Source organism: Vibrio sp. SCSIO 43135, from assembly GCF_023716665.1.
Lineage (GTDB): Bacteria > Pseudomonadota > Gammaproteobacteria > Enterobacterales > Vibrionaceae > Vibrio > Vibrio paucivorans.
In genome coordinates, this window is the sequence record NZ_CP071859.1 from 646,680 (window position 1) to 672,216 (window position 25,537).

The window sequence follows — 25,537 nt, forward strand, 5'->3', positions numbered from 1 at the left end:
TACCACATAAACAATGTGGATATGGTGTGATATGAGACTTACATCTAAAGGAAGATATGCGGTGACAGCCATGTTAGATGTGGCTCTACATTCGCAACAAAACCCAGTACCTCTTGCTGATATTTCAGAGCGACAGGGTATTTCTCTCTCTTATTTAGAGCAGCTGTTTTCTAAGTTACGCAAAGCGGGCTTAGTCGCGAGTGTTCGCGGGCCAGGCGGTGGTTACCGTTTAGGAACAGATGCTCACGAAATTGCTATCGGTACAGTGATCGCGGCTGTTGACGAGTCCGTCGATGCGACAAAATGTAGCGGTAAAGGAAATTGCCAAGGCGGCACTCGTTGTTTAACTCACACCCTATGGCGCGATTTAAGCTCACGTATTAGTGGCTTTCTAAACGGCATTACGCTTGGTGAGCTCATGAACGACAACGAAGTGTTAGAGATTTCTGATCGTCAGGATCTTGATTTGGCTGCAAGCCATGGTTTTGCACAAGATAATAAAGGTGCCGCAGTAATCGGTACTAACGCACGCTAATAGCGGCGATGTTTACATTGGAGTAGAAAATGAAACTGCCTATTTATTTCGACTATTCAGCTACCTGCCCGGTTGATCCTCGTGTGGCTGAAAAAATGGTTCAGTACATGACGATGGATGGTACTTTTGGTAATCCAGCATCTCGTTCACATCGTTATGGCTGGCAGGCAGAAGAAGCAGTAGATACAGCTCGTGAACAAATCGCTGACTTATTGAATGCTGACCCACGTGAGATTGTGTTCACCTCTGGTGCAACTGAATCAGATAACCTAGCTATTAAAGGTGCTGCGCACTTCTACGGTAAAAAAGGTAAGCACGTCATTACCTGTAAGACTGAACACAAAGCAGTACTTGATCCATGCCGTCAGTTAGAACGTGAAGGTTATGAGGTTACCTATCTAGAGCCAGAAGCAAACGGTATTATCGATCTCAAGAAGCTTGAAGCAGCAATGCGTGAAGACACTGTTCTAGTTTCTATTATGCACGTGAACAACGAGATTGGTGTAATTCAAGATATCACATCAATTGGTGAGCTATGCCGCTCACGTAAAATCATCTTCCACGTTGATGCTGCGCAATCAGCGGGTAAGTTGCCTATCGATGTACAAGAGATGAAAGTTGACCTTATCTCGCTGTCTGCACACAAAATTTACGGTCCTAAGGGCATTGGCGCATTGTATGTTCGCCGCAAACCTCGCATCCGCTTAGAAGCGCAAATGCACGGTGGTGGTCATGAGCGTGGTTTCCGCTCAGGTACACTTCCTACTCACCAAATTGTTGGTATGGGCGAAGCATTCCGTGTCGCTAAAGAAGATATGCAGAAAGATTTCGACCACGCGCTTGCTTTACGTAACCGTCTATTCGCTGGTGTAAAAGATCTTGAAGCGGTAACGGTAAATGGCGACTTAGAGCAGCGTGTACCTCACAACCTAAACATCAGTTTTGCTTTTGTAGAAGGTGAGTCTTTACTGATGTCTTTGAAAGACTTAGCGGTTTCATCAGGCAGTGCATGTACATCTGCAAGCCTAGAGCCTTCATACGTACTACGTGCTCTTGGTTTAGATGACGAGTTAGCACACAGCTCAGTTCGTTTCTCATTCGGTCGTTTCACGACAGAAGAAGAAGTGGATTACGCAATTGAACAAATCCGTGTAGCGGTAACCAAGCTGCGCGACATGTCTCCTCTATGGGATATGTATAAAGAAGGGGTTGATTTGAGCACTGTTGAGTGGGCACACCACTAATTCAGTTCAAAGTACAAACCCTAAGGATAGAACTAGAGGATTCGAGGAAAATATCATGGCATATAGCGAAAAAGTAATTGATCACTACGAGAACCCACGTAACGTTGGCTCATTCGATAAAGAAGATCCTTCTGTAGGTAGCGGCATGGTTGGTGCTCCTGCGTGTGGTGACGTAATGAAACTGCAAATCAAGGTAACGCCAGAAGGCATTATCGAAGATGCAAAATTTAAAACTTACGGTTGTGGTAGTGCGATTGCATCTAGCTCACTTGTTACTGAGTGGGTAAAGGGTAAGAGCATCGACGACGCAGCAGCAATCAAAAACTCCGAGATTGCAGAAGAGCTTGAACTTCCGCCAGTGAAGGTACACTGCTCAATCCTTGCAGAAGATGCAATTAAAGCTGCAGTTGCGGATTACAAAAAGAAACACGACCAATAAAATAAAGACAATGGGAGTGCGTTGCGCTCCCTGTTTTACTTCATTACCTAAGAAACGTTAAGGTGCAGTATGGCCATTACTATGACAGAAACAGCGGCAAGCCGTGTGAAAACATTCCTAGACAATCGAGGCAAAGGTATCGGTTTGCGTTTAGGTGTTAAGACTACGGGCTGTTCGGGTATGGCTTATGTACTAGAGTTTGTCGACGATCTGAATGAAGAAGATCAAGTCTTTGAGCATATGGGCGTAAAGGTTATCATTGACCCTAAAAGCTTAGTGTACCTTGATGGTACTGAACTTGATTACGTTAAAGAAGGCTTAAATGAAGGCTTTGAATTCAACAACCCTAACGCGAAGGGCGAATGTGGTTGTGGTGAGAGCTTTAACGTATAACGATTTGATAGTGTCTCTCTAGGTCTATCAGGCCTAGAGCCTGTAACCTAGGACAAAATTCTTCATGAACCACTTTGAGTTATTTGGGCTACCTATCCAGTTTGAATTGGACGGTAGCCTTCTTTCTTCTCAGTTTAGAGAGCTTCAAAAACGATTCCATCCAGACAACTTTGCTACGGCTTCTGAACGAGATCGTCTTATGGCCGTTCAAAAGGCGGCTCAAATTAATGATGCCTATCAGGTGTTAAAGCACCCAATATCTCGCGCAGAGTACCTTTTAGCAGAGAACGGTGTAGAAATCCGTGGTGAGCAACAGACGATGCAAGATCCTATGTTCTTGATGGAACAGATGGAATTGCGTGAAGAGCTAGAAGATATATCCTCAAGTAACTCTCCTGAGGATGCTCTGTTCAACTTTGAGAGCAAGGTAACGAAGAATTACAAGCAACACCTTACTTCAGTGACAGAGCAATTGGGAACAGCACAGTGGGCAGAAGCTGCAGATACTGTTCGCAAACTCAAATTTATAGCCAAGTTAAAAAGTGAAATTGAACAAGTCGAAGATCGTCTTCTCGGCTAGTTGAAATAATAAGGATTACGCAATGGCGCTACTACAAATTGCTGAACCAGGACAAAGCAGTGCACCGCATGAACATAAATTGGCTGCGGGTATCGATTTAGGAACGACTAATTCATTAGTGGCTTCTGTTCGTTCAGGAGAAGCAAAAACTCTGCTTGATAGCCAAGGTCGCAGTATTCTCCCTTCGGTAGTCAACTATGCGAGCGAGGAATCTAAAATTGGCTACGATGCTCGAGAAAAAGCGCAATCTGAGCCTGAAAATACCATTATTTCTGTTAAACGTTTGATTGGCCGTTCACTTAACGATATTCAAAGCCGTTATCCTTCACTGCCATATCAGTTCAAGGAGAGTGATAACGGTTTACCTGTACTGGTTACGAATCAAGGTGATAAGAATCCGATTCAAGTTTCGGCTGAGATATTAAAGTCTCTTGGTCAACGGGCTGAAGAAACACTCGGCGGTGAGCTTGCTGGTGTTGTTATTACCGTACCTGCTTATTTTGACGACGCCCAGCGTGCTGGAACTAAAGATGCAGCGAACCTAGCTGGTTTACATGTCCTTCGCTTATTGAATGAACCGACCGCTGCAGCTATTGCCTATGGCCTAGACTCCGGACAAGAAGGCATTATTGCTGTTTATGATCTTGGTGGCGGAACGTTTGATATATCGATTTTGCGTCTCTCAAAAGGTGTATTTGAAGTACTAGCAACTGGCGGTGACTCAGCGTTAGGTGGTGATGATTTTGATCATCTAGTGGCAGAGCATTTCCAGCAGCAAATTGGTATAGCAAGTCCTCTTTCTGCTGAGCAAAACCGTACTCTGTTGGATGCGGCTACAGCAGCGAAAATTGCGTTATCAACTGAAGGTAAAGCTAAGGTTGACGTGCTTGGGTGGCAAGGCGAGTTAACGCGTGAGAAGTTTGAAGAGATCATTCAACAGTTGGTGAAAAAAACATTGCTCTCATGCCGTCGTGCATTGAAAGATGCTGAAGTCGATGCTGATGAAGTAATGGAAGTCGTAATGGTTGGAGGCTCAACTCGAACCCCACTTGTTCGCGAACTTGTTGGTGACTTCTTTGGTCGTACACCATTGACAAGCATTAACCCAGACGAAGTGGTAGCGATTGGTGCTGCGATTCAAGCTGATATCTTGGCAGGTAACAAACCTGATTCAGAGATGTTACTACTGGATGTTATCCCTCTTTCGCTTGGTATTGAAACTATGGGGGGCTTGGTTGAGAAAATCATTCCAAGAAATACGACAATCCCAGTTGCGCGAGCTCAAGAATTCACCACGTTTAAAGATGGCCAAACTGCGATGACGGTGCACACAGTGCAAGGGGAGCGCGAAATGGTTGATGACTGCCGTTCGCTTGCTCGGTTTGCTCTAAAAGGCATCCCTCCAATGGCGGCCGGTGCGGCGCATATTCGTGTGACCTACCAGGTGGATGCAGATGGTCTATTGTCTGTGACTGCAATGGAAAAGAGTACAGGTGTACAAGCTGAGATTCAGGTTAAACCATCGTATGGTTTAAGTGATGATGAAGTGGCTAATATGCTTAAAGATTCAATGACCTATGCGAAGGAAGATATGGATGCTCGTGCTTTGGCTGAACAACGTGTCGAAGCCGATCGCGTCATTGAAGGACTGATTGCTGCAATGCAGGCTGATGGTGATGAGTTACTGTCGGATCAGGAGAAGCAGCAACTATTAAAAGCAATTGAAAGCCTCATTGCGCTACGCAATGGTGATGACTCTCCTGCGATTGAACAGGGGATCAAAGATACAGACAAAGCGAGCCAAGAGTTTGCTTCACGCCGCATGGACAAATCTATTCGCGCGGCGCTTTCCGGTCAATCGGTTAACGATATTTAAGAGACAATAAAATGCCTAAGATTATAGTATTACCTCATGAAGATCTTTGCCCAGAAGGGGCTGTTTTAGAGGCGAATTCGGGCGACACTGTATTAGATGTTGCACTGAAAAACGGTATTGGTATTGAACATGCGTGTGAGAAGTCATGCGCTTGTACAACTTGTCATGTTGTTATTCGTGAAGGCTTCGATTCGTTAGAAGAGAGCGATGAGCTAGAAGACGATATGCTTGATAAAGCTTGGGGCTTAGAGCCAGAATCTCGTCTTGGCTGCCAAGCTAAAGTAGCGGACGAAGACTTAGTTGTTGAAATTCCGAAATACACGTTAAACCATGCGTCGGAAGACCACTAAACTTTATAACAGTGAAGTAAAGCAAGGAGTACGGCAATGAAATGGACGGATTCAAGAGATATCGCAATTGAACTGTGCGACCTATACCCAGATACAGATCCAAAGACTGTGCGTTTTACTGACTTGCATCAGTGGGTGATGGATCTAGAAGAGTTTGACGATGAACCAAATCGCTCTAACGAGAAAATCCTAGAGGCAATTATTCTGTGTTGGATGGACGAAGTAGATTAATTGATTTGTTGAAGAAACATCGTGCAGTTAACAATTTCTACTAAAAAAAGCGGGCCTAATGGCCCGTTTTTTTATCAATTTGACACTTTCGACCTACATAATGCTAACATCGAACCGTTATCTAAAACGATGGTAAACACTAATACCACCAGACAAGGAGACACCATGTCTACACAGATGTCAGTATTCATCAGCCAAGATTCTGCCCAGCCTCAGTGGGGAGAAAAAGCTATTTTATCTTTTTCAGAAAATGGAGCGACCATTCATCTTGGTGAAGGCCATGATCTTGGTGCGGTTCAACGTGCTGCGCGTAAACTGGATGCACAGGGTATTCAATCCGTATTTTTGAAAGGTGAAGGCTGGAATATTGAAAATATTTGGGCGTTTCAACAAGGTTACCGTGGTCCAAAGAAATTAAATACGCTTGAGTGGGAATCACTTGCCGACGCAGATCAAGCAGAAATCGAAGCTCGCATTAAAGCAACGGATTGGACTCGTGACATTATCAACAAGAGTGCTGAAGAAGTAGCACCCCGCCAGCTAGCAACCATGGCAGCCGAGTTCATTAAATCTGTTGCTCCTGAAGGCACTGTCACAGCTAAGATCGTAAAAGACAAGGATCTACTGACCGAAGGCTGGGAAGGGATTTACGCGGTAGGTCGCGGTTCTGAGCGCACATCGGCAATGTTACAACTCGACTTTAATCCAACAGGCGATGAAAATGCTCCTGTTTATGCGTGTCTTGTGGGTAAAGGCATTACGTTCGACTCTGGCGGCTACAGCATTAAGCAGTCTGGCTTTATGACTGCAATGAAAGCTGATATGGGTGGCTCAGGTACTATTACTGGTGGTTTAGGCCTTGCTATCATGCGTGGTCTAAACAAGCGCGTTAAGCTAATTCTTTGCTGTGCAGAGAACATGATTTCAGGTCGTGCATTGAAACTGGGTGATGTCATCACTTACAAAAACGGTAAGACGGTAGAAATCATGAACACCGACGCAGAAGGACGTTTGGTATTGGCGGATGGTCTAATTTATGCGAGCGAGCAAAAACCTGAGCTAATTATTGATTGCGCTACCTTAACGGGGGCTGCTAAAAATGCTCTAGGTAATGATTACCACGCGCTAATGAGTTTTGATGATGAGCTTTCGCATCAGGCGCTTAATGCTGCTCGTGAAGAGAAAGAAGGCTTATGGCCGCTTCCTCTCGCCGATTTCCACCGCGGAATGTTGCCTTCTAATTTTGCTGATCTGTCAAATATCAGTAGCGGTGACTATACACCGGGTGCAAGTACGGCTGCTGCATTCCTTTCTTACTTTGTTGAAGATTACAAGAAAGGTTGGCTGCACTTTGATTGCGCTGGTACTTACCGTAAGTCTGCAAGTGATAAATGGTCTGCAGGTGCAACGGGTATGGGCGTAAGAACACTTGCACGCATCCTCACTGAGCAAGCGAATTAATCAGATTTGGCAGCGAGTTCGCTGCCGTCATAACTACAATAATCGAAGTAAAAGGATACCTTATGGCTCTAGAAAGAACATTTTCGATCGTTAAGCCTGATGCAGTAGAAAGAAACTTGATTGGTGAAATTTATCACCGTATTGAGAAAGCGGGACTACAAATCATTGCCGCTAAAATGGTTCACCTAACGGAAGAGCATGCGAGTGGTTTTTATGCTGAGCATGAAGGCAAGCCGTTTTTCCCAGCTCTTAAAGAGTTTATGACTTCTGGCCCAATTATGGTTCAGGTACTAGAAGGTGAAAATGCTATTGCTCGTTACCGTGAACTAATGGGTAAAACTAACCCAGAAGAAGCGGCGTGTGGCACTATCCGTGCTGATTATGCTGTGAGTATGCGTTACAACTCGGTACATGGTTCTGATAGCCCAGAGTCAGCGGCACGCGAAATTGAGTTCTTCTTCCCTGAATCTGAGATTTGCCCACGTTAATCCTCAGAATGATAGTGATAGCTGAAAGCCTTGGCGATATGCCAAGGCTTTTTCTTTTTAGTACAGAGATAAAAAGACGTACTTGTATTTCTCTGTATAAAAAATAACCTTTCTTATATTAATACCTTACTAAATTACTGTGTTTACAAGCCTTGTTGAAGGTGAACAAACGCTGTACAATTCGCGCCCTTAATTACTGTTCCGTCATTGAGAGGCTACATGACCACTGAAAAAATCAATCTACTCGATTTTGATCGCAAGGGATTACGCAAACTGTTCGCTGAAGAGTTAGGCGAGAAAGCATTCCGCGCCGATCAAGTTATGAAGTGGATCTACCATTTTGGTGTTGATGACTTCGAAAAAATGACCAACATTAATAAGAAGCTCCGAGAAAAGCTTCAACATCGTTGTGAAGTTCGTGCTCCTTACGTATCAGATGCACAGCACTCTTCGGACGGTACCATCAAATGGGCAATGCGAGTTGGCGACCAAGATGTTGAAACGGTTTATATCCCTGAGGATGACCGTGCAACGTTGTGTGTATCTTCGCAAGTTGGATGCGCGCTCGAGTGTAAGTTCTGCTCAACAGCGCAACAAGGCTTCAACCGCAACCTAAAAGTATCGGAAATTATAGGGCAAGTATGGCGTGCTGCACGTGAGATTGGCCTCGAGAAAGAAACTGGCCGACGCCCAATCACTAACGTCGTGATGATGGGGATGGGTGAGCCACTGCTTAACATGAAAAACCTGATCCCATCGCTTGAGTTGATGCTTGATGATCTTGGTTTTGGTTTGTCTAAACGCCGTGTCACAGTTTCTACGTCTGGTGTTGTATCTGGATTAGATCAAATGACTGGCAATATTGATGTGGCACTTGCTATTTCATTGCATGCGCCAAACGATAAGTTACGTAGTGAAATCATGCCAATCAACGATCGTTGGGATATCCAAGATTTTCTTGCGTCAGTTCGTCGCTATATTGCATCATCGAATGCTAACCGTGGCAAAGTGACCGTTGAATACGTATTACTTGATCATGTGAATGACGACATGGACCATGCTCGTGAGTTGGCGGAGCTAATGAAAGATACTCCGTGTAAAATCAACTTAATTCCATTTAACCCGTATCCGGGTTCACCATATAAGAAGCCAAGTAACTCTCGAATCGACCGTTTCCAGAAAACATTGATGCAATACGAGCATACAGTGACGGTTCGCAAAACTCGTGGTGACGACATTGATGCTGCGTGTGGCCAGTTAGTTGGGGACGTGATTGACAGAACCAAGCGAACTCAGCAAAAACAGCTGTCGGGTGAAGCGATTCCCGTGAAAGCGGTTTAACTCGTATTTTTTATACAACAAAGCCAGAGCATGCTCTGGCTTTGTTGTATTTGTAAATTCTGAAACATTCTCAGCCTTTCTTTGTAAAAATTAGGAAAAACCTTGAACTGCTTGTGATTTCTACATAAAGGTAATGTTGTTTAACGACAAATATCTATTAGAATTGCAAATTAACCTGAATATCAATTTTGCATCAGGTTTTTGACATGGAATGAAGTGGAGAGCATTGAAATCTGCTTTGTTTAAATAGGGGAAACCCTGAATGAATTTTGTTTTTCCGCACAGTAACTACTAACAATAAAGAATGAAAGTTACAAAGTAGTGAAAAACTACGACAGAGAAGTACAACACTAATGAGTACTGAACAAGACGCAGTAACCGAACAAAAGACGGACACGGAACAACCAAAAATTGAAGCGGGTACGATACTTAAATCTCGTAGAGAAGAGTTAGGCCTTTCACAAAAACAAATTGCAGATCGCTTACGCTTACGTTTATCGATTATTCAGGGAATTGAAGAAAACAACTTTGAATCTGGACAGGTCGCTACATTTACTCGTGGTTATCTGCGTTCATACGCGAAAGCGGTAGGGCTGGAAGAGTCTGTCGTTTTATGCGCGCTTGATGATTGTGGAAGTGCACAGCATAAAGAACATGAGATGTTGAGCTTCTCCAAGAAAACCAAACGAGAGCGCCATGATAGCCGCATCATGGGGATCACTTGGGGTATCCTTGCTGTAATGATTGGTATTTCCTCTGTGTGGTGGTGGCAAAACCAACAAACTGACACTTTAGCCATCATTGATGATTTACCTGAAGAAGTCAGTGTCGTACAAGATGAATCTTCTGAGCCAGGCAGTTTTGCAACGATAACCTCTGCTGCGGAGCCATCGGACGACGTAGAAGTTGTTGAGGTAGTGCCTGAAGTCGCCGCTGAGCCTATAGTTACTGAGGTAGCCGAAGTAGCAGACACTTCCGAACTTGAGGTGGCAAATGAGGTAACGTCTGAAGCCATCGTAGAAGAATCACCTGTACCTGCTCAGCTACCTGAAGTTGAGCAAGTGGAAGAACCTGAATCTGTTGTCATTTCTACTGACAAATTATTAGCCATGTCTTTTAGTGCGGATTGTTGGATCCAAGTAAAAGATGCTAATGGAAAAACCTTATCTACAGGCATAAAGAAAGCAGGCCAAAACCTCGAGTTATCCGGTGAAGCGCCATTTAATGTCATTCTTGGTGCTCCAGAAAGTGTTTCGATGACATTTGCGAGTGAACCTGTCGACCTTTCTGGGTATACTTCAGGTAAAGTAGCAAGATTCACCTTACCTTAGAAAGTTAATATGCAACACGAGTCTCCTATCAAACGTCGCCCATCGACACGTATTTATGTGGGCGATGTGCCTATTGGTGACGGCGCCCCGATCGCGGTGCAGTCAATGACAAATACCCGCACGACAGATGTAGAAGCAACTGTTGCTCAAATTCGTGCGTTAGAAAATGTGGGTGCAGACATCGTTAGAGTCTCTGTACCTACCATGGATGCGGCTGAAGCGTTCAAGCAAATTAAACAGCAGGTATCCATTCCTCTAGTAGCGGATATCCATTTTGACTACCGTATCGCACTTAAAGTTGCTGAATATGGTGTTGATTGTCTGCGTATTAACCCTGGTAACATTGGTAAAGAAGATCGTATTCGCGCGGTTGTTGACTGTGCACGCGACAAAAACATTCCAATTCGTATTGGTGTAAATGGCGGTTCTTTAGAAAAAGACATCCAAATGAAGTATGGCGAACCGACGCCTGAAGCATTGGTAGAGTCAGCAATGCGCCATGTAGATATTCTAGATCGACTTAACTTCGATAAATTCAAAGTAAGCGTGAAAGCTTCTGATGTCTTCCTAGCGGTAGACTCATACCGCATTTTGGCAAACAAGATCGATCAGCCGCTACACTTGGGTATCACTGAAGCCGGTGGTGCACGAGCGGGCGCAGTTAAGTCTTCGGTTGGTTTAGGTATGTTACTTGCTGAAGGCATTGGTGATACGCTACGTATCTCCCTGGCTGCGGATCCTGTAGAAGAAATCAAAGTTGGTTTTGATATTCTAAAATCTCTTCGCATCCGTTCTCGTGGCATAAACTTTATTGCTTGCCCTAGTTGTTCACGTCAGGAGTTCGATGTTATCGGCACAGTCAATGAACTAGAGCAGCGTCTAGAGGACATTATCACACCAATGGATGTTTCTATTATTGGTTGTGTTGTTAATGGCCCAGGTGAAGCAGAAGTATCCCATCTAGGTTTAGCGGGTAGTAACAAGAAAAGTGCTTTTTATGAGGACGGTAAACGTCAGAAAGAGCGTTTTGACAATGATGATCTTGTTGCTCAGCTTGAAGCTAAAATTCGCGCAAAAGCATCAGTGCTTGATGAAAGCAATCGCATTGATGTAAACCAAATCGAATCAAATTAATCTCAACGACATTACGGTAAGTACTGTGGCAAAAACAATCCAAGCAATCCGAGGCATGAACGACTGCCTCCCAACTCAATCTCCACTGTGGCAAAAAGTGGAAGGTGCGGTTAAAAACGTCATCAGTGCATACGGCTACAATGAAGTACGTATGCCAATCGTTGAGATGACTCATCTATTTAGCCGTGCAATCGGTGAAGTGACCGATGTGGTTGAAAAAGAAATGTACACATTTGAAGACCGCAATGGTGACAGCTTAACGCTGCGCCCTGAAGGTACAGCAGGCTGTGTACGTGCTGGCATCGAAAATGGTCTGCTTTATAACCAAGAGCAACGTTTGTGGTACATGGGGCCAATGTTCCGCCATGAGCGCCCACAAAAAGGTCGTTACCGTCAATTCCACCAATGTGGTGTAGAAGTGTTTGGATTAAATGGTCCAGACGTAGATGCTGAATTGATCATGATGACGGCTCGACTATGGCGTGATTTGGGTATCGACAAGCATGTACGTTTAGAGCTGAATTCTATTGGTTCACTTGAAGCGCGTGCAAACTACCGTACTGCACTGATTGCTCATCTTGAACAGCATATCGATGTACTCGATGAAGACAGCAAGCGTCGTATGCACACTAATCCGCTACGTGTATTGGACTCTAAAAACCCTGAAGTACAGGCAATCCTTGGTGATGCACCACGCTTATCTGATTACTTAGATGAAGAATCAAAACAACATTTTGCAGGTTTGTGTGAACTTCTAGACGCTGCTGGTATCGAATACACGGTAAATGAACGTTTAGTGCGTGGCCTTGATTATTACAATCGCACGGTATTTGAATGGATTACTGAAAGCTTAGGTGCTCAAGGTACGGTATGTGGCGGTGGTCGCTACGATGGTCTAGTTGAGCAACTTGGTGGTAAACCAACGCCAGCTGTTGGTTTCGCGATGGGTCTAGAACGTTTAGTTCTCATGATGGAAACTCTAGAACTAACAGAAGTTCGTCGTAGCGTTGATGTCTACATGGTGACTGCGGGTGAAGGTACAATGATGGCTGGAATGAAACTGGCCGAGCAACTTCGTGAGCAGGTTCCTGGGCTACGTGTTATGAACCATTTCGGCGGTGGTAATTTCAAGAAGCAATTTAAGCGTGCTGATAAAGTCGGTGCCGCAGTTGCTCTAGTGCTTGGTGAAAATGAAGTCGCTGAATCTAATGTCGTTTTGAAAGATCTCATTGGCGGCGATCAAACTACGTACTCTCAAGCTGAAGTAGCTGAGCAGTTAGCAAAATTACTGTAAGTTTTGGTCATAGATACTGAAACTTAAGAAATATTAAGAGGACAGGAAGTGGAACTCTACGATTCTGAAGAACAACAAGTTGAAGCGATTAAAGACTGGTGGAAAGAGAACGGTAAAGCCGTGATCTTTGGTGCCGTTATTGGTCTAGGTGGCCTATTTGGCTGGCGCTATTACCAGGATTCAGTTCTGCAAGGTCAAGAAGCAGCATCAGAAGCATACACAAGTGTAATTACATCGCTACAAACTCAAGGCGCAGACGCTGAAGCGAGCATTCAAACATTCATTGATTCGAACAAAGGCTCTGAATACTCTGTACTTGCTGCTCTTCAGTTAGCAAAAGTACAGGTTGAAGCAAATAACCTTGATGAGGCGCTTGCTCAGTTAGAGTGGGCTAAAGCCAACTCTAAAGATGACGCGCTTAAAGCGGTGACGTCTTACCGTATCGCTCGTATCCAAGCAGAGCAGAAAAACTATGATGGTGCTATGGCGGAACTAGAACTGATTAAGGATCCTAGTTGGGCTGGTCGTATTGCTGAGCTACGTGGTGATATCTCTCTGCGTAAAGGTGATGAAGCCGCGGCTTATGCTGCTTACACTGAAGCTCAACAGGCGGAAGATGCGAGTCAAACTCTGCAAATGAAGCTGGACGATCTAGCCAAGTAATAAGGGCGCTTGTTAATGAAAAAACTGCTTAGCAAAGTGCTTTTATCCGCTGCAACCATCGGTGTTTTAGCTGGGTGTGCAGGTGAAGAAGACACCATCATCATGGCGCCTGTGCCACAAGTACAAAGTGAGTTTACGCCTTCACAGCAATGGTCGGCGTCAGTAGGCGATGGTGTTGGACACTTCTTCTCTAAGCTGACTCCTGAGTACGCTTATGGAAAAGTGTTTGCTGCGAGTCGATTAGGCTTGGTGAAAGCGCTGAATCCAGAAACGGGTAAAACTGAATGGGAAGTCGATTTAGAAGAAGAGACATCGGCTCGACTTTCTGGTGGTATCACAGCAGCTTACGGTAAAGTGTTTATTGGCAGTGAAAACGGCCAGCTAATTGCGTTAGATGCTGAAACAGGTGAACTTGAGTGGCGTGTTGATGTAGATGGTGAAGTGTTGGCTGCACCTGTCGCTGACAGCAACTTCATTATGGTGAACACTAGCCGTGGCATGTTAATCGCTTTAGATCAAACTAGCGGTGAGCAGAAGTGGACTATCAGCACCGAAGTTCCAAACCTAACGCTGCGTGGAGATAGCACTCCAGCAACGGTATCTGGTGGTGTCTTCTGGGGCACAGCTAATGGTCGACTAGCGGCTGCAATAGTGGAACGTGGTCAGCTCATTTGGCAACAGCCTGTAGGCATGCCTCAGGGGGCGACTGAAATTGATCGCTTAGTCGATGTTGATGCGTCTCCCGTTATTTTAGGCACAACGCTTTACACTGTTGGTATAAACGGACAATTGATTGGTTTAGACCTTCGTTCTGGTAAACCAATTTGGAAACGTACTTATTCTTCCGCGACAGATCTAGCCAGTGATGGCAGTCGTTTGTTTGTCGTAACCGATAAAGATCATATTGCTGCTGTTGATGCGCGTAGTGGTACCGAACTTTGGAGTAACGACCAACTTGAGCACCGCCTGCTAACTGCTCCTGTAATAATCAATGGCTATGTCGTTGTTGGTGATACGGAAGGTTACTTGTACTGGATAGATCGTTCGAGTGGTGAGTTTGTCGCACAGCAGCTTGTTGACGAAAGTGGCTTTGCCGTTGGTCCTGTTGCTTTACCTGATGGTTATGTAATTACAACGCGCAATGGCGATGTAAAGAAACTGACGATCAAGAAATAATTTCGTGATACAATTCACATTCGGCTCCTGGTTGGAAACAGCTAGGAGCCGTTTTATTGAGATAAACTAAAGTGAATGTGGTTATAGGTAACGCCTGGCTTGTTAACGCTTGGCAGGATGCAAGTCGTTACCTATAACTACATAAGAAAGAATATTGTAGAGGTTGTTATGGTACCTGTTGTTGCTCTTGTAGGGCGCCCAAATGTAGGTAAATCTACGCTGTTTAACCGATTAACACGTACGCGTGATGCTTTGGTTGCGGATTTTCCAGGGTTAACGCGTGACCGTAAATATGGCCAAGCTAAGCTTGGTGAGCACGAATTCATTGTAATCGATACTGGTGGTATCGATGGCACTGAAGAAGGTGTTGAAACTAAAATGGCTGAACAGTCGCTAGCGGCGATTGATGAAGCTGATGTGGTGTTATTCATGGTGGATGGTCGTGCTGGCCTAACGCCTTCAGACATCGCTATTTCGAACCATCTTCGCAAGATTGAAAAGCCATCTATGTTGGTGGTAAACAAAGTCGACGGTATCGATGCTGATGCTGCATCTGCAGATTTCTGGCAACTTGGTGTGGAAAACATGTACCAAATTGCGGCAGCGCACGGCCGTGGTGTTGGAGCATTGATCGATCGCGCTCTTAACCCATTTGCAGAAAAAATGGCGGAAGAGGCAAAAGGCGAAATCGAAGATTTAACTGACTTCGTAGACGAAGAAGAAGAGAAGCTCGATTACACTGAAGAAGAAGCAGAACAAGAGTTCAACCGTCTTCAAGATCAGCCTATCAAACTTGCCATTATTGGTCGTCCAAATGTTGGTAAATCAACACTGACTAACCGTATTCTTGGTGAAGAACGTGTGGTTGTGTATGACATGCCTGGGACGACTCGTGACTCTATCTACATTCCGATGCAGCGTGACGACCGAGAATACGTGTTGATTGATACTGCTGGTGTTCGTCGCCGTAAACGTATTAATGAAACTGTTGAGAAGTTCTCAGTTGTTAAAACGCTTAAAGCTGTTGAAGATGCGAACGTAGTTCTTCTTGTTATTGATGCACGTGAAAATATCTCAGATCAAGACTTAAGCTTGCTTGGCTTTGCCCTTAATGCTGGCCGATCGATTGTTATTGCTGTCAACAAATGGGATGGTCTAGACACTGACGTGAAAGAGCACGTGAAGAAAGAGCTGGATCGCCGCCTAGGCTTCGTAGACTTTGCTCGAATCCACTTCATTTCAGCACTGCACGGTACTGGTGTTGGTCACTTGTTTGAATCAGTTCAGGAAGCTTATAAGTCGGCAACAACTCGTGTAGGTACATCGGTACTGACTCGCATTATGAAGATGGCCACTGACGACCATCAACCACCAATGGTTCGTGGTCGCCGTGTTAAGCTTAAATATGCTCATGCTGGTGGTTACAACCCGCCAATCGTAGTCATTCACGGTAACTTGGTAAACGATCTACCTGACTCTTACAAACGTTACCTAATGAACTACTATCGCAAGTCTTTGGAGATCATGGGGACACCGATCCGCATTAACTTCCAAAGTAGTGATAACCCATTTGAAGGCAAAACGAACAAGATGACGCTATCCCAAGAGCGTAAGCGTAAACGCCTAATGAGTGCGATGAAAGATCGTAAAAAATAGTAAACTGGCCCAAGTATCTACTTGGGCTTTTTTATGCCCATAAATTACAGAGTACCAACGCTATGATCTCTCCAACCATTACTCAATTTTGCCATCAAGTTTGGCAACTTGATTCCACAGTGCAGCTTGTCGAAAAGCAAGGCAGTGTTAGCTATGTTGTGGCAGATAAAACCCCTTTTCACCCTGTTAGCCATATTTGGCCAGATCATCCTGCTGATACCGGGAGACTGGTCGTTGGCGAGCAGGATGTCGAAGTATTCGATAGTTTAGTCGGTGCGATTGAGCTATCAACGGGTCAGCTGTATGTTGACAAAGCGATCCCCGTAAAACGTGATAGTGATGGCTGGGTATTCGTTGTAGTTCACTGCGTTCACCAAGCTATCGACTTATCAGTTGGGCAATTGATAACCTTGTGTGTCGATAAAGAGCGCCAACTAGCATTGAGCCGAGGCCATAGCGCAGGACATTTGGCTTATCTTGCGCTTAATAAGGTGCTAGCCGATGGCTACTGGCGCAAGGATGCGGATAGAAAAGACCCTCATGGTCACTACGATTTTAATAGCTATGCTCAAGAAACAAGCTTCGTAACCGAAGATAAATGTGTCGATAGCTATCGCTTAGGTAAAACACTGCGCAAAAGAGGGCTCAACAGTGCAGAAATGCTGCAGGATCTAGCAAGTATTGAATCTCGAGTTAATGCACAATTGTCTGATTGGCTATCGTTATCTTCTATTGTTGAGATGCATTGTGATGGTGAAACATTAACGGATTCTCGTTACTGGCGATGTAACTTACAAGAAGGAGAAATTGCCGAGATTCCTTGTGGAGGAACGCATGTCACCTCATTGAATGAGTTCGCTCGTATTACTGTCTCTCTATGTCAGATTGATGGACAGAACGTTGAAATGCACACCGATGTAATTCCGACATAGTCCCAAAGCGATCTTTTTATTAAAATCTGTTTATTCTGTTTTAGGTGTTTTTGTTTGGTTTTTTATATTGTTTAAAATTCAAAAACAGCACATGTAACTTATGCTTTCGGTGTGTGGTGATATAAATATTCTTTTTAGGGTAGATCGCTGATCAAATAGAATAAAGCGGATGATCATATAAAGATCATGGTAGGAGAATAACACTCAGTATAACTCATACTAGTGAACTATCACGGGACAAAATCAAGGAAAGTGACAATGATCTTGTTAGATAATCCCCGTATGAGTAAAAGTTAAATGACATTATAAAGGTGATGCTATGACTGAGAATCAATGCCCGAAGTGTAGTAGCGAGTTAGAGTGGGATGGCGCTTATCATTGCGGATCTTGTTCTACCCATTATAAGAAAATAGGATATTGTCCTGAATGTAGTGCAGAGCTAGAGAAGCTACAGGCGTGCGGCTCGGCAAGTTACTTTTGCAATACTTGCAATGAGTTAAAGTCGAAGTCGAGAGTCAGCTTTGTGTTTCAGCCCATTTTAGCTCGTGACTAAGCTAGGAAGTGAAAACCTAGACCTAATCAGTTAACAGTGGAGCGTACTTCACCATCAGCAAGGCGGGTGACCAGTGTGTCGCCCATTTTTACATCTGAAGCGCGTGTTACCACTGTCCCATCCTTATCTTGAGTGATGGAATATCCGCGTTTTAACGTTGCCAAAGGACTAACTGTGTCAAGCTTTTCCGCGGCTAAAGCCAATTGATGTCGTGTATTGAGCAGCTTTCTGTCCATAGCATCCAACAACTTTTGTTCTAGCCTTTGTAGGCTAGATTTTTGTTCGCCAAGCTTTGCAACGGGAGAGTGGAGCTGTATTCGATATTGTTGTCGTTGTACAGCCTGTTTGCGTATGGTGATGAAGTTGTTCATACTTCGATGCAAGCGTTGTTCTAACTCGTCGAGTTGTTGACTCTGGTGCTGTAGCTGATGGCTAGGGTGTTGTTTCTCTAAACGGTGCAGCAATGTCGCGTTGTGTTGACGCTGTTGGCTTAGGTAATAGCGAAGTGCGCTAACAAGCTTTTGATGTTTGGTCGCCAATGCCTGATCTTTATGGCTATTATCACGACTAACCAACTCAGCAGCGGCAGAGGGAGTAGGGGCACGCATATCTGCTACAAAGTCAGCAATAGTAACATCCACTTCATGACCGACAGCACTGATAATAGGAATCTGGCTAGCTGCGATAGTTCGAGCCAAGATCTCGTTATTGAAACACCAAAGATCTTCCAATGAACCGCCCCCTCGACCAACAATCAAGACATCACACTCGTTACGACTATTTGCGCAGCCAATTGCTTGAGCGATTTGAATCGCTGCGTCGTCACCTTGTACCGTAGTTGGATACACCACAACAGGCAGCGAAGGGTCTCTGCGTTTTAACACATCAAGGATATCGAACAGTGCTGCACCGGTTTTAGAGGTAATGACCCCAACACGGGTTGGATGCTCAGGGAGAGGGCGCTTGTTGGTTTGAGCAAAGAGTCCTTCCCCTGCGAGTTTCATTTTCAGTTCATCAAATTGTTGCTGCAGGCGGCCATCACCTTCTGGCTGCATGCTTTCAATGATCAGCTGATAGTCCCCACGAGGTTCATATAAAGACAAGCGTGCTTTTACTAGAACTTGTTTACCATTTTGCGGCTTGAAGGTTACACGTCTATTGTTGCCCTTAAACATCGCACACTTAACTTGGGCGCGAGAATCTTTAAGGGTGAGGTACCAATGACCTGAGACAGGGGCTGAAAAGTTTGAGATTTCACCAATTAGCCACACAATTCCCATTTCATTTTCAAGGAGTAAACGGACTTCTGCATTGAGACGGGAGACAGTGAAGATATTTTGATTGGTCAGAGAAGACACAGCTAATCTCATAGACGTGAGTATGGAAGTTAGCGGCAATATAATACATATCAAGGGGGTAATTGCAAATAAAAAATAGAAAAATGTGTAGCCAAGCGATTTCGTTAGCCGTATAATCCGTCCGCAATATCTAATCCAAATGCAATGAAGTTGCCTTAATTTTGTTGCCCTCATTATGCGAAACGATGAGATTGGGTTGTTCTTTTTACTCCTCTAATTGTGAGATATTGCAAATGCTAAGAATTGCCAAAGAAGCGCTGACATTCGATGACGTACTACTTGTGCCAGCACACTCCACCGTTCTCCCAAACACAGCTGATCTTCGCACTCAGCTGACGAAAAATATCACCTTAAATATCCCAATGATTTCTGCGTCGATGGATACTGTGACGGAAGCTCGTCTTGCTATCGCACTTGCGCAAGAAGGCGGTATTGGTTTTATTCATAAGAACATGTCTATTGAACAGCAAGCAGAGATGGTTCGTCAGGTTAAGATTTTTGAAGCTGGTGTTGTAACCAACCCTGTGACTGTGAATCCTGATGCAACGATTGCTGATGTTGTCGCTTTAACTGAAAAGCACGGCTTTGCTGGTTTCCCTGTTGTTACTGAAAGCAATGAATTGGTTGGTATCATTACTGGCCGTGACGTTCGCTTTGTTACTGACTTATCAAAAACAGTTGAATCGGTAATGACACCTAAAGATCGTTTGGCTTCGGTAAAAGAAGGTGCAACTCGTGAAGAAGTGCAAGAGAAAATGCACGAAGCACGCGTTGAGAAAGTACTGGTTGTGAACGATGAGTTCCAACTAACCGGTATGATCACTGCGAAAGATTTCCACAAAGCAGAACGTAAACCAAACGCATGTAAAGATGAGCGTGGTCGTCTACGTGTCGGTGCAGCTGTTGGTGCTGGTGCTGGTAACGAAGAACGTGTAGCCGCTTTGGTTGAAGCTGGCGTAGACGTTCTACTTATCGACTCATCGCACGGCCACTCTGAAGGTGTACTTAACCGTATCCGCGAAACTCGCGCAGCATACCCTGATCTCGACATCATCGGCGGTAACGTAGCAACAGGTGCAGGTGCTAAAGCACTTATCGAAGCAGGCGTAAGTGCTGTGAAAGTGGGTATTGGCCCTGGTTCTATTTGTACTACTCGTATCGTAACGGGCGTAGGTGTTCCTCAAGTTACTGCAATTGCAGATGCTGCTGAGGTGGCAAATTCTTACGGTATTCCAGTTATTGCTGACGGCGGTATCCGCTTCTCTGGCGATATCTGTAAAGCTATCGTAGCGGGCGCATCAGTTGTGATGGTTGGCTCTATGTTTGCGGGAACAGAAGAAGCACCGGGTGAAGTAATTCTTTACAATGGCCGTTCATACAAAGCTTACCGTGGTATGGGTTCACTAGGCGCTATGTCACAAGGTTCTTCAGATCGTTACTTCCAGTCTGACAACGCTGCAGACAAGCTAGTACCAGAAGGTATTGAAGGTCGTATCGCATACAAAGGTCGCTTGAAAGAAATCGTACATCAGCAAATGGGTGGCCTACGTTCAAGCATGGGTCTAACAGGCTCAGCGACTATCGAAGCAATGCGTACTCAAGCAGAGTTTGTTCGTATCTCAGGTGCAGGTATGAAGGAGTCTCATGTACACGATGTTCAGATCACCAAGGAAGCACCAAACTACCGTTTAGGCTAATTTTACTTGTTATTTTGTCCGAGAACGGCGTCGAAGGTGCTCACTTATACTTATAAGCTGCGCGTCTTCTCCTTGTTCTCGACCAAAATCCCGACGTAAAACGGGAACAAGAAATCTTACGTAAACGTTTGCTTTTTTCCTTGAAGCATTGATAAGAGGCGAGTAAACTCGCCTCGTTTTCATAACCTAGCTTATAAGACTGCCCAAAATGACTAAAAACATTCATGACCAACGTATTCTGATCTTGGACTTCGGTTCTCAGTACACTCAACTTGTCGCTCGCCGCGTACGTGAAATCGGCGTTTACTGTGAACTATGGAGTTGGGATGTAGAAGAAGCGGATATTCGTGAATTCAATCCAGACGGAATTATCCTTTCTGGCGGCCCTGAAAGTGTAACCGAACAAAACTCGCCACGTGCACCTCAATATGTATTTGATTCTGGTGTTCCAGTTCTAGGTGTATGTTACGGCATGCAAACGATGGCGGAGCAACTTGGTGGTAAAGTAGCAGGCTCTAACGAGCGTGAATTTGGCTACGCACAAGTAAAAGTATCTGGCGAGTCTGCACTATTTAAAGATCTTGAAGCGACTCAAGATGTATGGATGAGCCACGGTGACAAAGTAGTAGAAATTCCAGCTGACTTTGTAAAAGTGGGCGAGACAGAGACTTGTCCGTACGCTGCAATGGCAAACGAAGAGAAGAAATACTACGGCGTGCAATTCCACCCAGAAGTAACGCACACTAAACAAGGCCTGCAAATGCTAGAGAACTTTGTTCTTGGCGTATGTGGCTGTGAGCGTCTGTGGACTTCAGAGTCAATCATCGAAGATGCTGTTGCTCGTATTAAAGAGCAAGTAGGTGACGACGAAGTTATTCTAGGTCTATCGGGTGGTGTTGATTCATCTGTTGTCGCGATGCTGGTTCACCGTGCGATTGGCGACAAGCTAACATGTGTATTCGTTGATAACGGTCTTCTTCGCTTAAACGAAGGTCAACAAGTAATGGATATGTTTGGCGACAAGTTCGGCCTAAACATCATCAAAGTTGACGCAGAAGATCGCTTCCTTGCGGCTCTTGAAGGTAAGTCTGACCCAGAAGAGAAGCGTAAGACAATCGGTCACGTATTCGTAGACGTGTTCGATGAAGAGTCGAAGAAGCTGAAAAACGCGAAATGGCTTGCTCAAGGTACGATTTACCCAGACGTAATCGAATCGGCTGCATCTAAGACGGGTAAAGCGCATGTAATCAAATCACACCATAATGTGGGTGGTCTTCCTGATGATATGGAAATGGGCCTTGTTGAGCCACTACGTGAGCTATTTAAAGATGAAGTACGTAAGATTGGCCTAGAGCTTGGCCTGCCTTACAACATGCTTTACCGCCACCCATTCCCAGGTCCTGGTCTAGGTGTTCGTGTTCTTGGTGAAATCAAGAAAGAGTACTGTGATCTTCTACGTCGTGCAGACGCGATCTTCATTGAAGAGCTACACGCTGCGGACCTATACAACAAAGTATCTCAAGCGTTCACGGTATTCCTACCAGTACGCTCTGTAGGTGTAATGGGCGATGGCCGTAAGTACGACTGGGTTGTATCTCTACGTGCTGTAGAAACGATTGACTTCATGACTGCGCATTGGGCACATTTACCATACGACTTCCTAGGTAAGGTTTCTAACCGCATTATCAACGAAGTTGATGGCATTTCACGCGTAGTTTACGACATCTCAGGTAAGCCACCTGCAACTATCGAGTGGGAATAATCCCAACGGTATTGTTTTTGATTGATGAAGCCCTGAGGATTCCTCGGGGCTTTTTTATATCTATCGCTGTCACATATGGTGCTCAGTTGATGAAACCAAGTGCGCATTAAGTAATTGAAAATCTTATGTTTACTAACTTAGTGTTTTTTGTAGCACACCTAATACTCTTGATGTCACCATACGTTGGATGGTTTACATCGAGAGGAAATCACTCGCAAATCTCCCGTTCAACATCACATTTGTCTGCATAGGTCTCCATTAAGCCTCTATTCTTCTAAAGAATTTTTTAGTGAGACAGGGACTTCACTGATGATAAAAATAAAACCACTCACCTTACTTGTGGGCTGTTCAATAGCGGTAAATGCTATGGCAGCGATGAACATTCAACCTGACCCAGAAAACCCAACTGGTTATGTCATTTCTCGTGCTGATATCCAAGCGGCTGGCGATGCGCAAACCTCCGACCCTATGTATGCCATTTGGTCTAAAGCATTAGAAACTCGCCCTAATGCTGTGGTGGAAGCGATTGAGCCGGGAGCGGCTGCAAACCCAGAGAATGTTAAGCGCGTAGAGCGGGTTTTTCCTCAATCTGAGTGGGATTTCCTCACTCAAATGGCCACGCATGAATATACTTACACTCGCTTTCTACGTGCGATTGGTAAGTTTCCGGCATTTTGTGGTGAATACACAGATGGCCGTAATTCGGATGCGATCTGTGAAAAGTCGATCGTGACGGCATTTGCTCACTTTTCGCAAGAAACCGGTGGTCATATCGCCAAAGATAATATTTCGGATAACCCATTAGCACTGGAAGAGTGGCAGCAAGCGCTCGTTCATGTACGCGAAATGGGTTGGTCTGAGGGGCAAGAAGGTTATACAACAGGATGTGGTCAGGACGATTGGCAGAACCGCCGCTGGCCATGTGCTGCGGGGCAAGGCTACTTTGGCCGCGGTGCTAAACAGTTATCCTATCACTTTAACTATGGTGCATTTTCGGAAGTGATGTATGACGGCGATGCAACGGTATTGCTTAACAATCCTGGTCTGGTTGCGGATTCTTGGCTAAATCTGGCCTCTGCCATTTGGTTCTTCCTAACTCCACAGGCACCTAAGCCGGCGATGTTACATGTGATTGATCGTACTTGGACACCATCTCAGCGTGAAATTGATGCGGGCATAGGGTATGGCTTTGGTACCACAATTAACGTTATTAATGGTGGTATTGAATGTGGCGAACAAAACAAAGAGAAAGGCCAGCCAGTCAATCGTATTCGTTACTGGGAAGGGCTATCGAGTCATTATCAGATTCCGCTAGAAGCCGACGAAAAGAACACTTGTTGGCAGCAAACACCTTACGGTAGCTTAAACCTTAATGGTGCGACGGATGTTCTTTACACTAACTGGGATGGTAACTGGAAATATTACCCAGATCGCCCAGAAGGTTACTCGTTTGAGTGTGAGCTGGTGGGCTTCCAAACTGCCTATTCTGCACTTGTTCCGGGTGACTACGAGAAATGTGTCACTAACTTTTATGGCTCACATGCAAGTTGGCCAGAGGTTCGAGTGGTAGAACAGCTTGATCCTGTCGACCCGGGTACTGACCCTGGCGGTAATGGATGGGATGTAAACAAAGTGTATAACACTGGCGATCAAGTGACTTATAGCGGAGCAACATATCAAGCGAAATGGTGGACTCAGGGCGATGATCCTACCAATGGTGGACCTTGGGAGTTAGTTGAAGGCACACCAACCGAGCCTGTACCTGAGCCAACCCCAGATCCAACACCGACGCCTGACCCAGAGCCAACACCAGATCCAACCCCAACCCCAACTCCGGATCCAAATACCTTTATTCAATGGGAAGCGGGAGTGACACAAGTGGGGAATGGCGACAAAGTGACGAATGCGGGTAAATGTTTTGTTGCGAAGAACTCCCCTGGGGTTTGGGACACACCGACTGCTAGCAACTGGTTCTGGGATGAAATTTCGTGTCAGTAGTTTGCGGAGTCGTCCGTAGCGAAATACTTTAGACCGACGGTTTAGACTCTCTAACTAAGGTAGCAATATGCATTAAATAGAGCTTTAGGTTACCCATGTTCCTAAAGCTCTTTCTATTTTTTATAGAGGATTTAATCCCATAAAATCAATTATTTAACATTGTTGGTATTAATTGGCTTATGATGAACTAATTACTGATGTGGTACTTTACTGATTTGTTTTTTCCTTAGTGTTATTCAACCTGATTTATCCCTTTCATATTCAATTTCCTAACTTATGGTGATTTTCGAAATCTTAGTTTTCGCAAGGTTCGCTATCATTTAACGTTATCTGTTTTAAAATCCGCGCGTAATTTTTATTAACTTTTTTGAAAGGTGCGCGAAATGTCTACTAAACTGGCAAACCCAGCTCCACTTGGCCTAATGGGTTTCGGTATGACAACCATCCTGCTTAACATCCATAATGCAGGTTTCTTCCCAATCGACTCAATGATTCTTGCGATGGGTATCTTTTACGGTGGTCTGAGCCAAGTTCTAGTCGGCATGATGTGTTTTAAGCGTGGTGATACTTTCGGTACAACCGCATTCACTTCATATGGCTTGTTTTGGTTAACATTGGTTGGGTTAATCGTAATGCCATACATGGGGCTGCCAGCAAGCCCTGCTCACTTTATGGGGTGGTATCTAGCTCTATGGGGTATTTTCACAGGTTTCATGTTCATTGGTTCACTGTGCTACCCACGTGCTAAGCAAGTTGTGTTCGGCTCGCTAACGGTTCTGTTTTTCCTATTAGCTGCTCGTGATTTTACCGGTAGCACTCTGATTGGTACGATTGCAGGTTTTGAAGGCATCTTCTGTGGTGCGAGCGCGATTTATTTCGCAATGGCGCAAGTGCTGAACAATGAATATGGCCGCACTATCTTGCCAATTGGTGAGAAGAAATCGGCATCAGTTGCACCTACTACTCAAGAGATTGCTGCTTAAGTCAGTGCAAAACCAGACATTCTGGTACGGGAACAAAAGAAAGGGGCTAACCATTGGTTAGC

The 25,537-nt window shown here is 44.8% G+C and carries 24 protein-coding genes; 23 read left to right on the forward strand and 1 reads right to left on the reverse strand.

Translation table 11 applies throughout. The features are described 5' to 3' along the window. The first annotated feature begins 31 nt into the window (after positions 1-31). From iscR to J4N42_RS03135, 19 genes are all read left to right on the forward strand, one after another. On the forward strand, positions 32-535 hold the full coding sequence (iscR, locus tag J4N42_RS03045; RefSeq protein ID WP_252029652.1) for a Fe-S cluster assembly transcriptional regulator IscR: 504 nt from the start codon (positions 32-34) through the stop codon (positions 533-535). A 29-nt stretch (positions 536-564) separates the two neighbouring features. Beyond that, entirely contained in the window at positions 565-1,779 is a 1,215-nt protein-coding gene (locus tag J4N42_RS03050) for an IscS subfamily cysteine desulfurase (RefSeq protein WP_252029653.1), read from the forward strand. 55 nt (positions 1,780-1,834) lie between these two features. Next, the gene (iscU, locus tag J4N42_RS03055) at positions 1,835-2,218 is read left to right on the forward strand and encodes a Fe-S cluster assembly scaffold IscU (RefSeq protein WP_252029654.1); all 384 of its coding nucleotides are present in this window, start codon (positions 1,835-1,837) and stop codon (positions 2,216-2,218) included. A gap of 69 nt (positions 2,219-2,287) precedes the next feature. Next, a complete protein-coding gene (gene iscA, locus J4N42_RS03060) occupies positions 2,288-2,611 on the forward strand; it encodes an iron-sulfur cluster assembly protein IscA (protein WP_252029655.1) in 324 nt (107 codons plus the stop codon). Positions 2,612-2,675: 64 nt separating this feature from the next. Then, entirely contained in the window at positions 2,676-3,191 is a 516-nt protein-coding gene (gene hscB, locus J4N42_RS03065) for a co-chaperone HscB (RefSeq protein WP_252029656.1), read from the forward strand. Between the two features lie 22 nt (positions 3,192-3,213). Continuing rightward, complete coding sequence (hscA, locus tag J4N42_RS03070; RefSeq protein WP_252029657.1) at positions 3,214-5,067, forward strand: Fe-S protein assembly chaperone HscA; 1,854 nt, start codon at positions 3,214-3,216, stop codon at positions 5,065-5,067. Positions 5,068-5,078: 11 nt separating this feature from the next. After that, a complete protein-coding gene (fdx, locus tag J4N42_RS03075; RefSeq protein ID WP_004747803.1) occupies positions 5,079-5,417 on the forward strand; it encodes an ISC system 2Fe-2S type ferredoxin in 339 nt (112 codons plus the stop codon). A gap of 36 nt (positions 5,418-5,453) precedes the next feature. Next, complete coding sequence (gene iscX, locus J4N42_RS03080) at positions 5,454-5,648, forward strand: Fe-S cluster assembly protein IscX (protein ID WP_252029658.1); 195 nt, start codon at positions 5,454-5,456, stop codon at positions 5,646-5,648. A gap of 165 nt (positions 5,649-5,813) precedes the next feature. Further along, positions 5,814-7,109, forward strand: coding sequence for an aminopeptidase PepB (gene pepB / locus J4N42_RS03085; RefSeq protein WP_252029659.1), 1,296 nt, complete (start codon positions 5,814-5,816; stop codon positions 7,107-7,109). Positions 7,110-7,171: 62 nt separating this feature from the next. Beyond that, positions 7,172-7,597 carry a nucleoside-diphosphate kinase gene (gene ndk, locus J4N42_RS03090; RefSeq protein WP_252029660.1) on the forward strand — a complete coding sequence of 142 codons (426 nt, stop codon included), beginning with the start codon at positions 7,172-7,174 and terminating at the stop codon, positions 7,595-7,597. Positions 7,598-7,816: 219 nt separating this feature from the next. Then, entirely contained in the window at positions 7,817-8,938 is a 1,122-nt protein-coding gene (gene rlmN / locus J4N42_RS03095; RefSeq protein ID WP_252029661.1) for a dual-specificity RNA methyltransferase RlmN, read from the forward strand. Between the two features lie 353 nt (positions 8,939-9,291). After that, positions 9,292-10,269 carry a cytoskeleton protein RodZ gene (rodZ, locus tag J4N42_RS03100; RefSeq protein ID WP_252029662.1) on the forward strand — a complete coding sequence of 326 codons (978 nt, stop codon included), beginning with the start codon at positions 9,292-9,294 and terminating at the stop codon, positions 10,267-10,269. A 9-nt stretch (positions 10,270-10,278) separates the two neighbouring features. Then, positions 10,279-11,403, forward strand: a complete 1,125-nt coding sequence (ispG, locus tag J4N42_RS03105; RefSeq protein WP_252029663.1) for a flavodoxin-dependent (E)-4-hydroxy-3-methylbut-2-enyl-diphosphate synthase — start codon at positions 10,279-10,281, stop codon at positions 11,401-11,403. 25 nt (positions 11,404-11,428) lie between these two features. Then, the gene (gene hisS / locus J4N42_RS03110; RefSeq protein ID WP_252029664.1) at positions 11,429-12,697 is read left to right on the forward strand and encodes a histidine--tRNA ligase; all 1,269 of its coding nucleotides are present in this window, start codon (positions 11,429-11,431) and stop codon (positions 12,695-12,697) included. Between the two features lie 48 nt (positions 12,698-12,745). Then, complete coding sequence (locus J4N42_RS03115) at positions 12,746-13,360, forward strand: YfgM family protein (RefSeq protein ID WP_252029665.1); 615 nt, start codon at positions 12,746-12,748, stop codon at positions 13,358-13,360. A gap of 15 nt (positions 13,361-13,375) precedes the next feature. Next, positions 13,376-14,536, forward strand: a complete 1,161-nt coding sequence (gene bamB / locus J4N42_RS03120) for an outer membrane protein assembly factor BamB (RefSeq protein ID WP_252029666.1) — start codon at positions 13,376-13,378, stop codon at positions 14,534-14,536. 168 nt (positions 14,537-14,704) lie between these two features. Then, positions 14,705-16,192 (forward strand): ribosome biogenesis GTPase Der, encoded by a 1,488-nt coding sequence (gene der, locus J4N42_RS03125; RefSeq protein WP_252029667.1) that lies wholly within the window; start codon positions 14,705-14,707, stop codon positions 16,190-16,192. A gap of 62 nt (positions 16,193-16,254) precedes the next feature. Continuing rightward, a complete protein-coding gene (locus J4N42_RS03130; RefSeq protein WP_252029668.1) occupies positions 16,255-17,124 on the forward strand; it encodes an alanyl-tRNA editing protein in 870 nt (289 codons plus the stop codon). Positions 17,125-17,443: 319 nt separating this feature from the next. Then, entirely contained in the window at positions 17,444-17,677 is a 234-nt protein-coding gene (locus J4N42_RS03135; protein WP_252029669.1) for a zinc ribbon domain-containing protein, read from the forward strand. Between the two features lie 26 nt (positions 17,678-17,703). Here J4N42_RS03135 and xseA read toward each other — a convergent pair whose 3' ends face one another. Continuing rightward, positions 17,704-19,035: an exodeoxyribonuclease VII large subunit gene (gene xseA, locus J4N42_RS03140; protein WP_252029670.1), complete on the reverse strand. Its 1,332-nt coding sequence runs from the start codon at positions 19,033-19,035 to the stop codon at positions 17,704-17,706. A 233-nt stretch (positions 19,036-19,268) separates the two neighbouring features. Here xseA and guaB point away from each other — a divergent pair, with 233 nt between their 5' ends. From guaB to J4N42_RS03160, 4 genes are all read left to right on the forward strand, one after another. After that, on the forward strand, positions 19,269-20,732 hold the full coding sequence (guaB, locus tag J4N42_RS03145; RefSeq protein WP_252029671.1) for an IMP dehydrogenase: 1,464 nt from the start codon (positions 19,269-19,271) through the stop codon (positions 20,730-20,732). Positions 20,733-20,940: 208 nt separating this feature from the next. Continuing rightward, a complete protein-coding gene (gene guaA, locus J4N42_RS03150; protein WP_252029672.1) occupies positions 20,941-22,494 on the forward strand; it encodes a glutamine-hydrolyzing GMP synthase in 1,554 nt (517 codons plus the stop codon). A 309-nt stretch (positions 22,495-22,803) separates the two neighbouring features. Then, entirely contained in the window at positions 22,804-24,492 is a 1,689-nt protein-coding gene (locus J4N42_RS03155; protein WP_252029673.1) for a chitinase, read from the forward strand. A gap of 383 nt (positions 24,493-24,875) precedes the next feature. Then, positions 24,876-25,475, forward strand: coding sequence for an acetate uptake transporter (locus J4N42_RS03160; protein ID WP_252029674.1), 600 nt, complete (start codon positions 24,876-24,878; stop codon positions 25,473-25,475). Positions 25,476-25,537: the final 62 nt, after the last annotated feature.

What these genes read in the sequence shown, in the direction of transcription:
- rodZ (WP_252029662.1), top strand. Translation starts at nt 9,292, where the DNA reads ATGAGTACTGAACAAGACGCAGTAACCGAACAAAAGACGGACACGGAA.
- iscR (WP_252029652.1), top strand. Translation starts at nt 32, where the DNA reads ATGAGACTTACATCTAAAGGAAGATATGCGGTGACAGCCATGTTAGAT.
- iscX (WP_252029658.1), top strand. Translation starts at nt 5,454, where the DNA reads ATGAAATGGACGGATTCAAGAGATATCGCAATTGAACTGTGCGACCTA.
- J4N42_RS03155 (WP_252029673.1), top strand. Translation starts at nt 22,804, where the DNA reads ATGATAAAAATAAAACCACTCACCTTACTTGTGGGCTGTTCAATAGCG.
- rlmN (WP_252029661.1), top strand. Translation starts at nt 7,817, where the DNA reads ATGACCACTGAAAAAATCAATCTACTCGATTTTGATCGCAAGGGATTA.
- J4N42_RS03050 (WP_252029653.1), top strand. Translation starts at nt 565, where the DNA reads ATGAAACTGCCTATTTATTTCGACTATTCAGCTACCTGCCCGGTTGAT.
- pepB (WP_252029659.1), top strand. Translation starts at nt 5,814, where the DNA reads ATGTCTACACAGATGTCAGTATTCATCAGCCAAGATTCTGCCCAGCCT.
- hscB (WP_252029656.1), top strand. Translation starts at nt 2,676, where the DNA reads ATGAACCACTTTGAGTTATTTGGGCTACCTATCCAGTTTGAATTGGAC.
- J4N42_RS03160 (WP_252029674.1), top strand. Translation starts at nt 24,876, where the DNA reads ATGTCTACTAAACTGGCAAACCCAGCTCCACTTGGCCTAATGGGTTTC.
- ispG (WP_252029663.1), top strand. Translation starts at nt 10,279, where the DNA reads ATGCAACACGAGTCTCCTATCAAACGTCGCCCATCGACACGTATTTAT.
- iscU (WP_252029654.1), top strand. Translation starts at nt 1,835, where the DNA reads ATGGCATATAGCGAAAAAGTAATTGATCACTACGAGAACCCACGTAAC.
- guaB (WP_252029671.1), top strand. Translation starts at nt 19,269, where the DNA reads ATGCTAAGAATTGCCAAAGAAGCGCTGACATTCGATGACGTACTACTT.
- der (WP_252029667.1), top strand. Translation starts at nt 14,705, where the DNA reads ATGGTACCTGTTGTTGCTCTTGTAGGGCGCCCAAATGTAGGTAAATCT.
- ndk (WP_252029660.1), top strand. Translation starts at nt 7,172, where the DNA reads ATGGCTCTAGAAAGAACATTTTCGATCGTTAAGCCTGATGCAGTAGAA.
- fdx (WP_004747803.1), top strand. Translation starts at nt 5,079, where the DNA reads ATGCCTAAGATTATAGTATTACCTCATGAAGATCTTTGCCCAGAAGGG.
- J4N42_RS03130 (WP_252029668.1), top strand. Translation starts at nt 16,255, where the DNA reads ATGATCTCTCCAACCATTACTCAATTTTGCCATCAAGTTTGGCAACTT.
- guaA (WP_252029672.1), top strand. Translation starts at nt 20,941, where the DNA reads ATGACTAAAAACATTCATGACCAACGTATTCTGATCTTGGACTTCGGT.
- hscA (WP_252029657.1), top strand. Translation starts at nt 3,214, where the DNA reads ATGGCGCTACTACAAATTGCTGAACCAGGACAAAGCAGTGCACCGCAT.
- bamB (WP_252029666.1), top strand. Translation starts at nt 13,376, where the DNA reads ATGAAAAAACTGCTTAGCAAAGTGCTTTTATCCGCTGCAACCATCGGT.
- J4N42_RS03135 (WP_252029669.1), top strand. Translation starts at nt 17,444, where the DNA reads ATGACTGAGAATCAATGCCCGAAGTGTAGTAGCGAGTTAGAGTGGGAT.
- iscA (WP_252029655.1), top strand. Translation starts at nt 2,288, where the DNA reads ATGGCCATTACTATGACAGAAACAGCGGCAAGCCGTGTGAAAACATTC.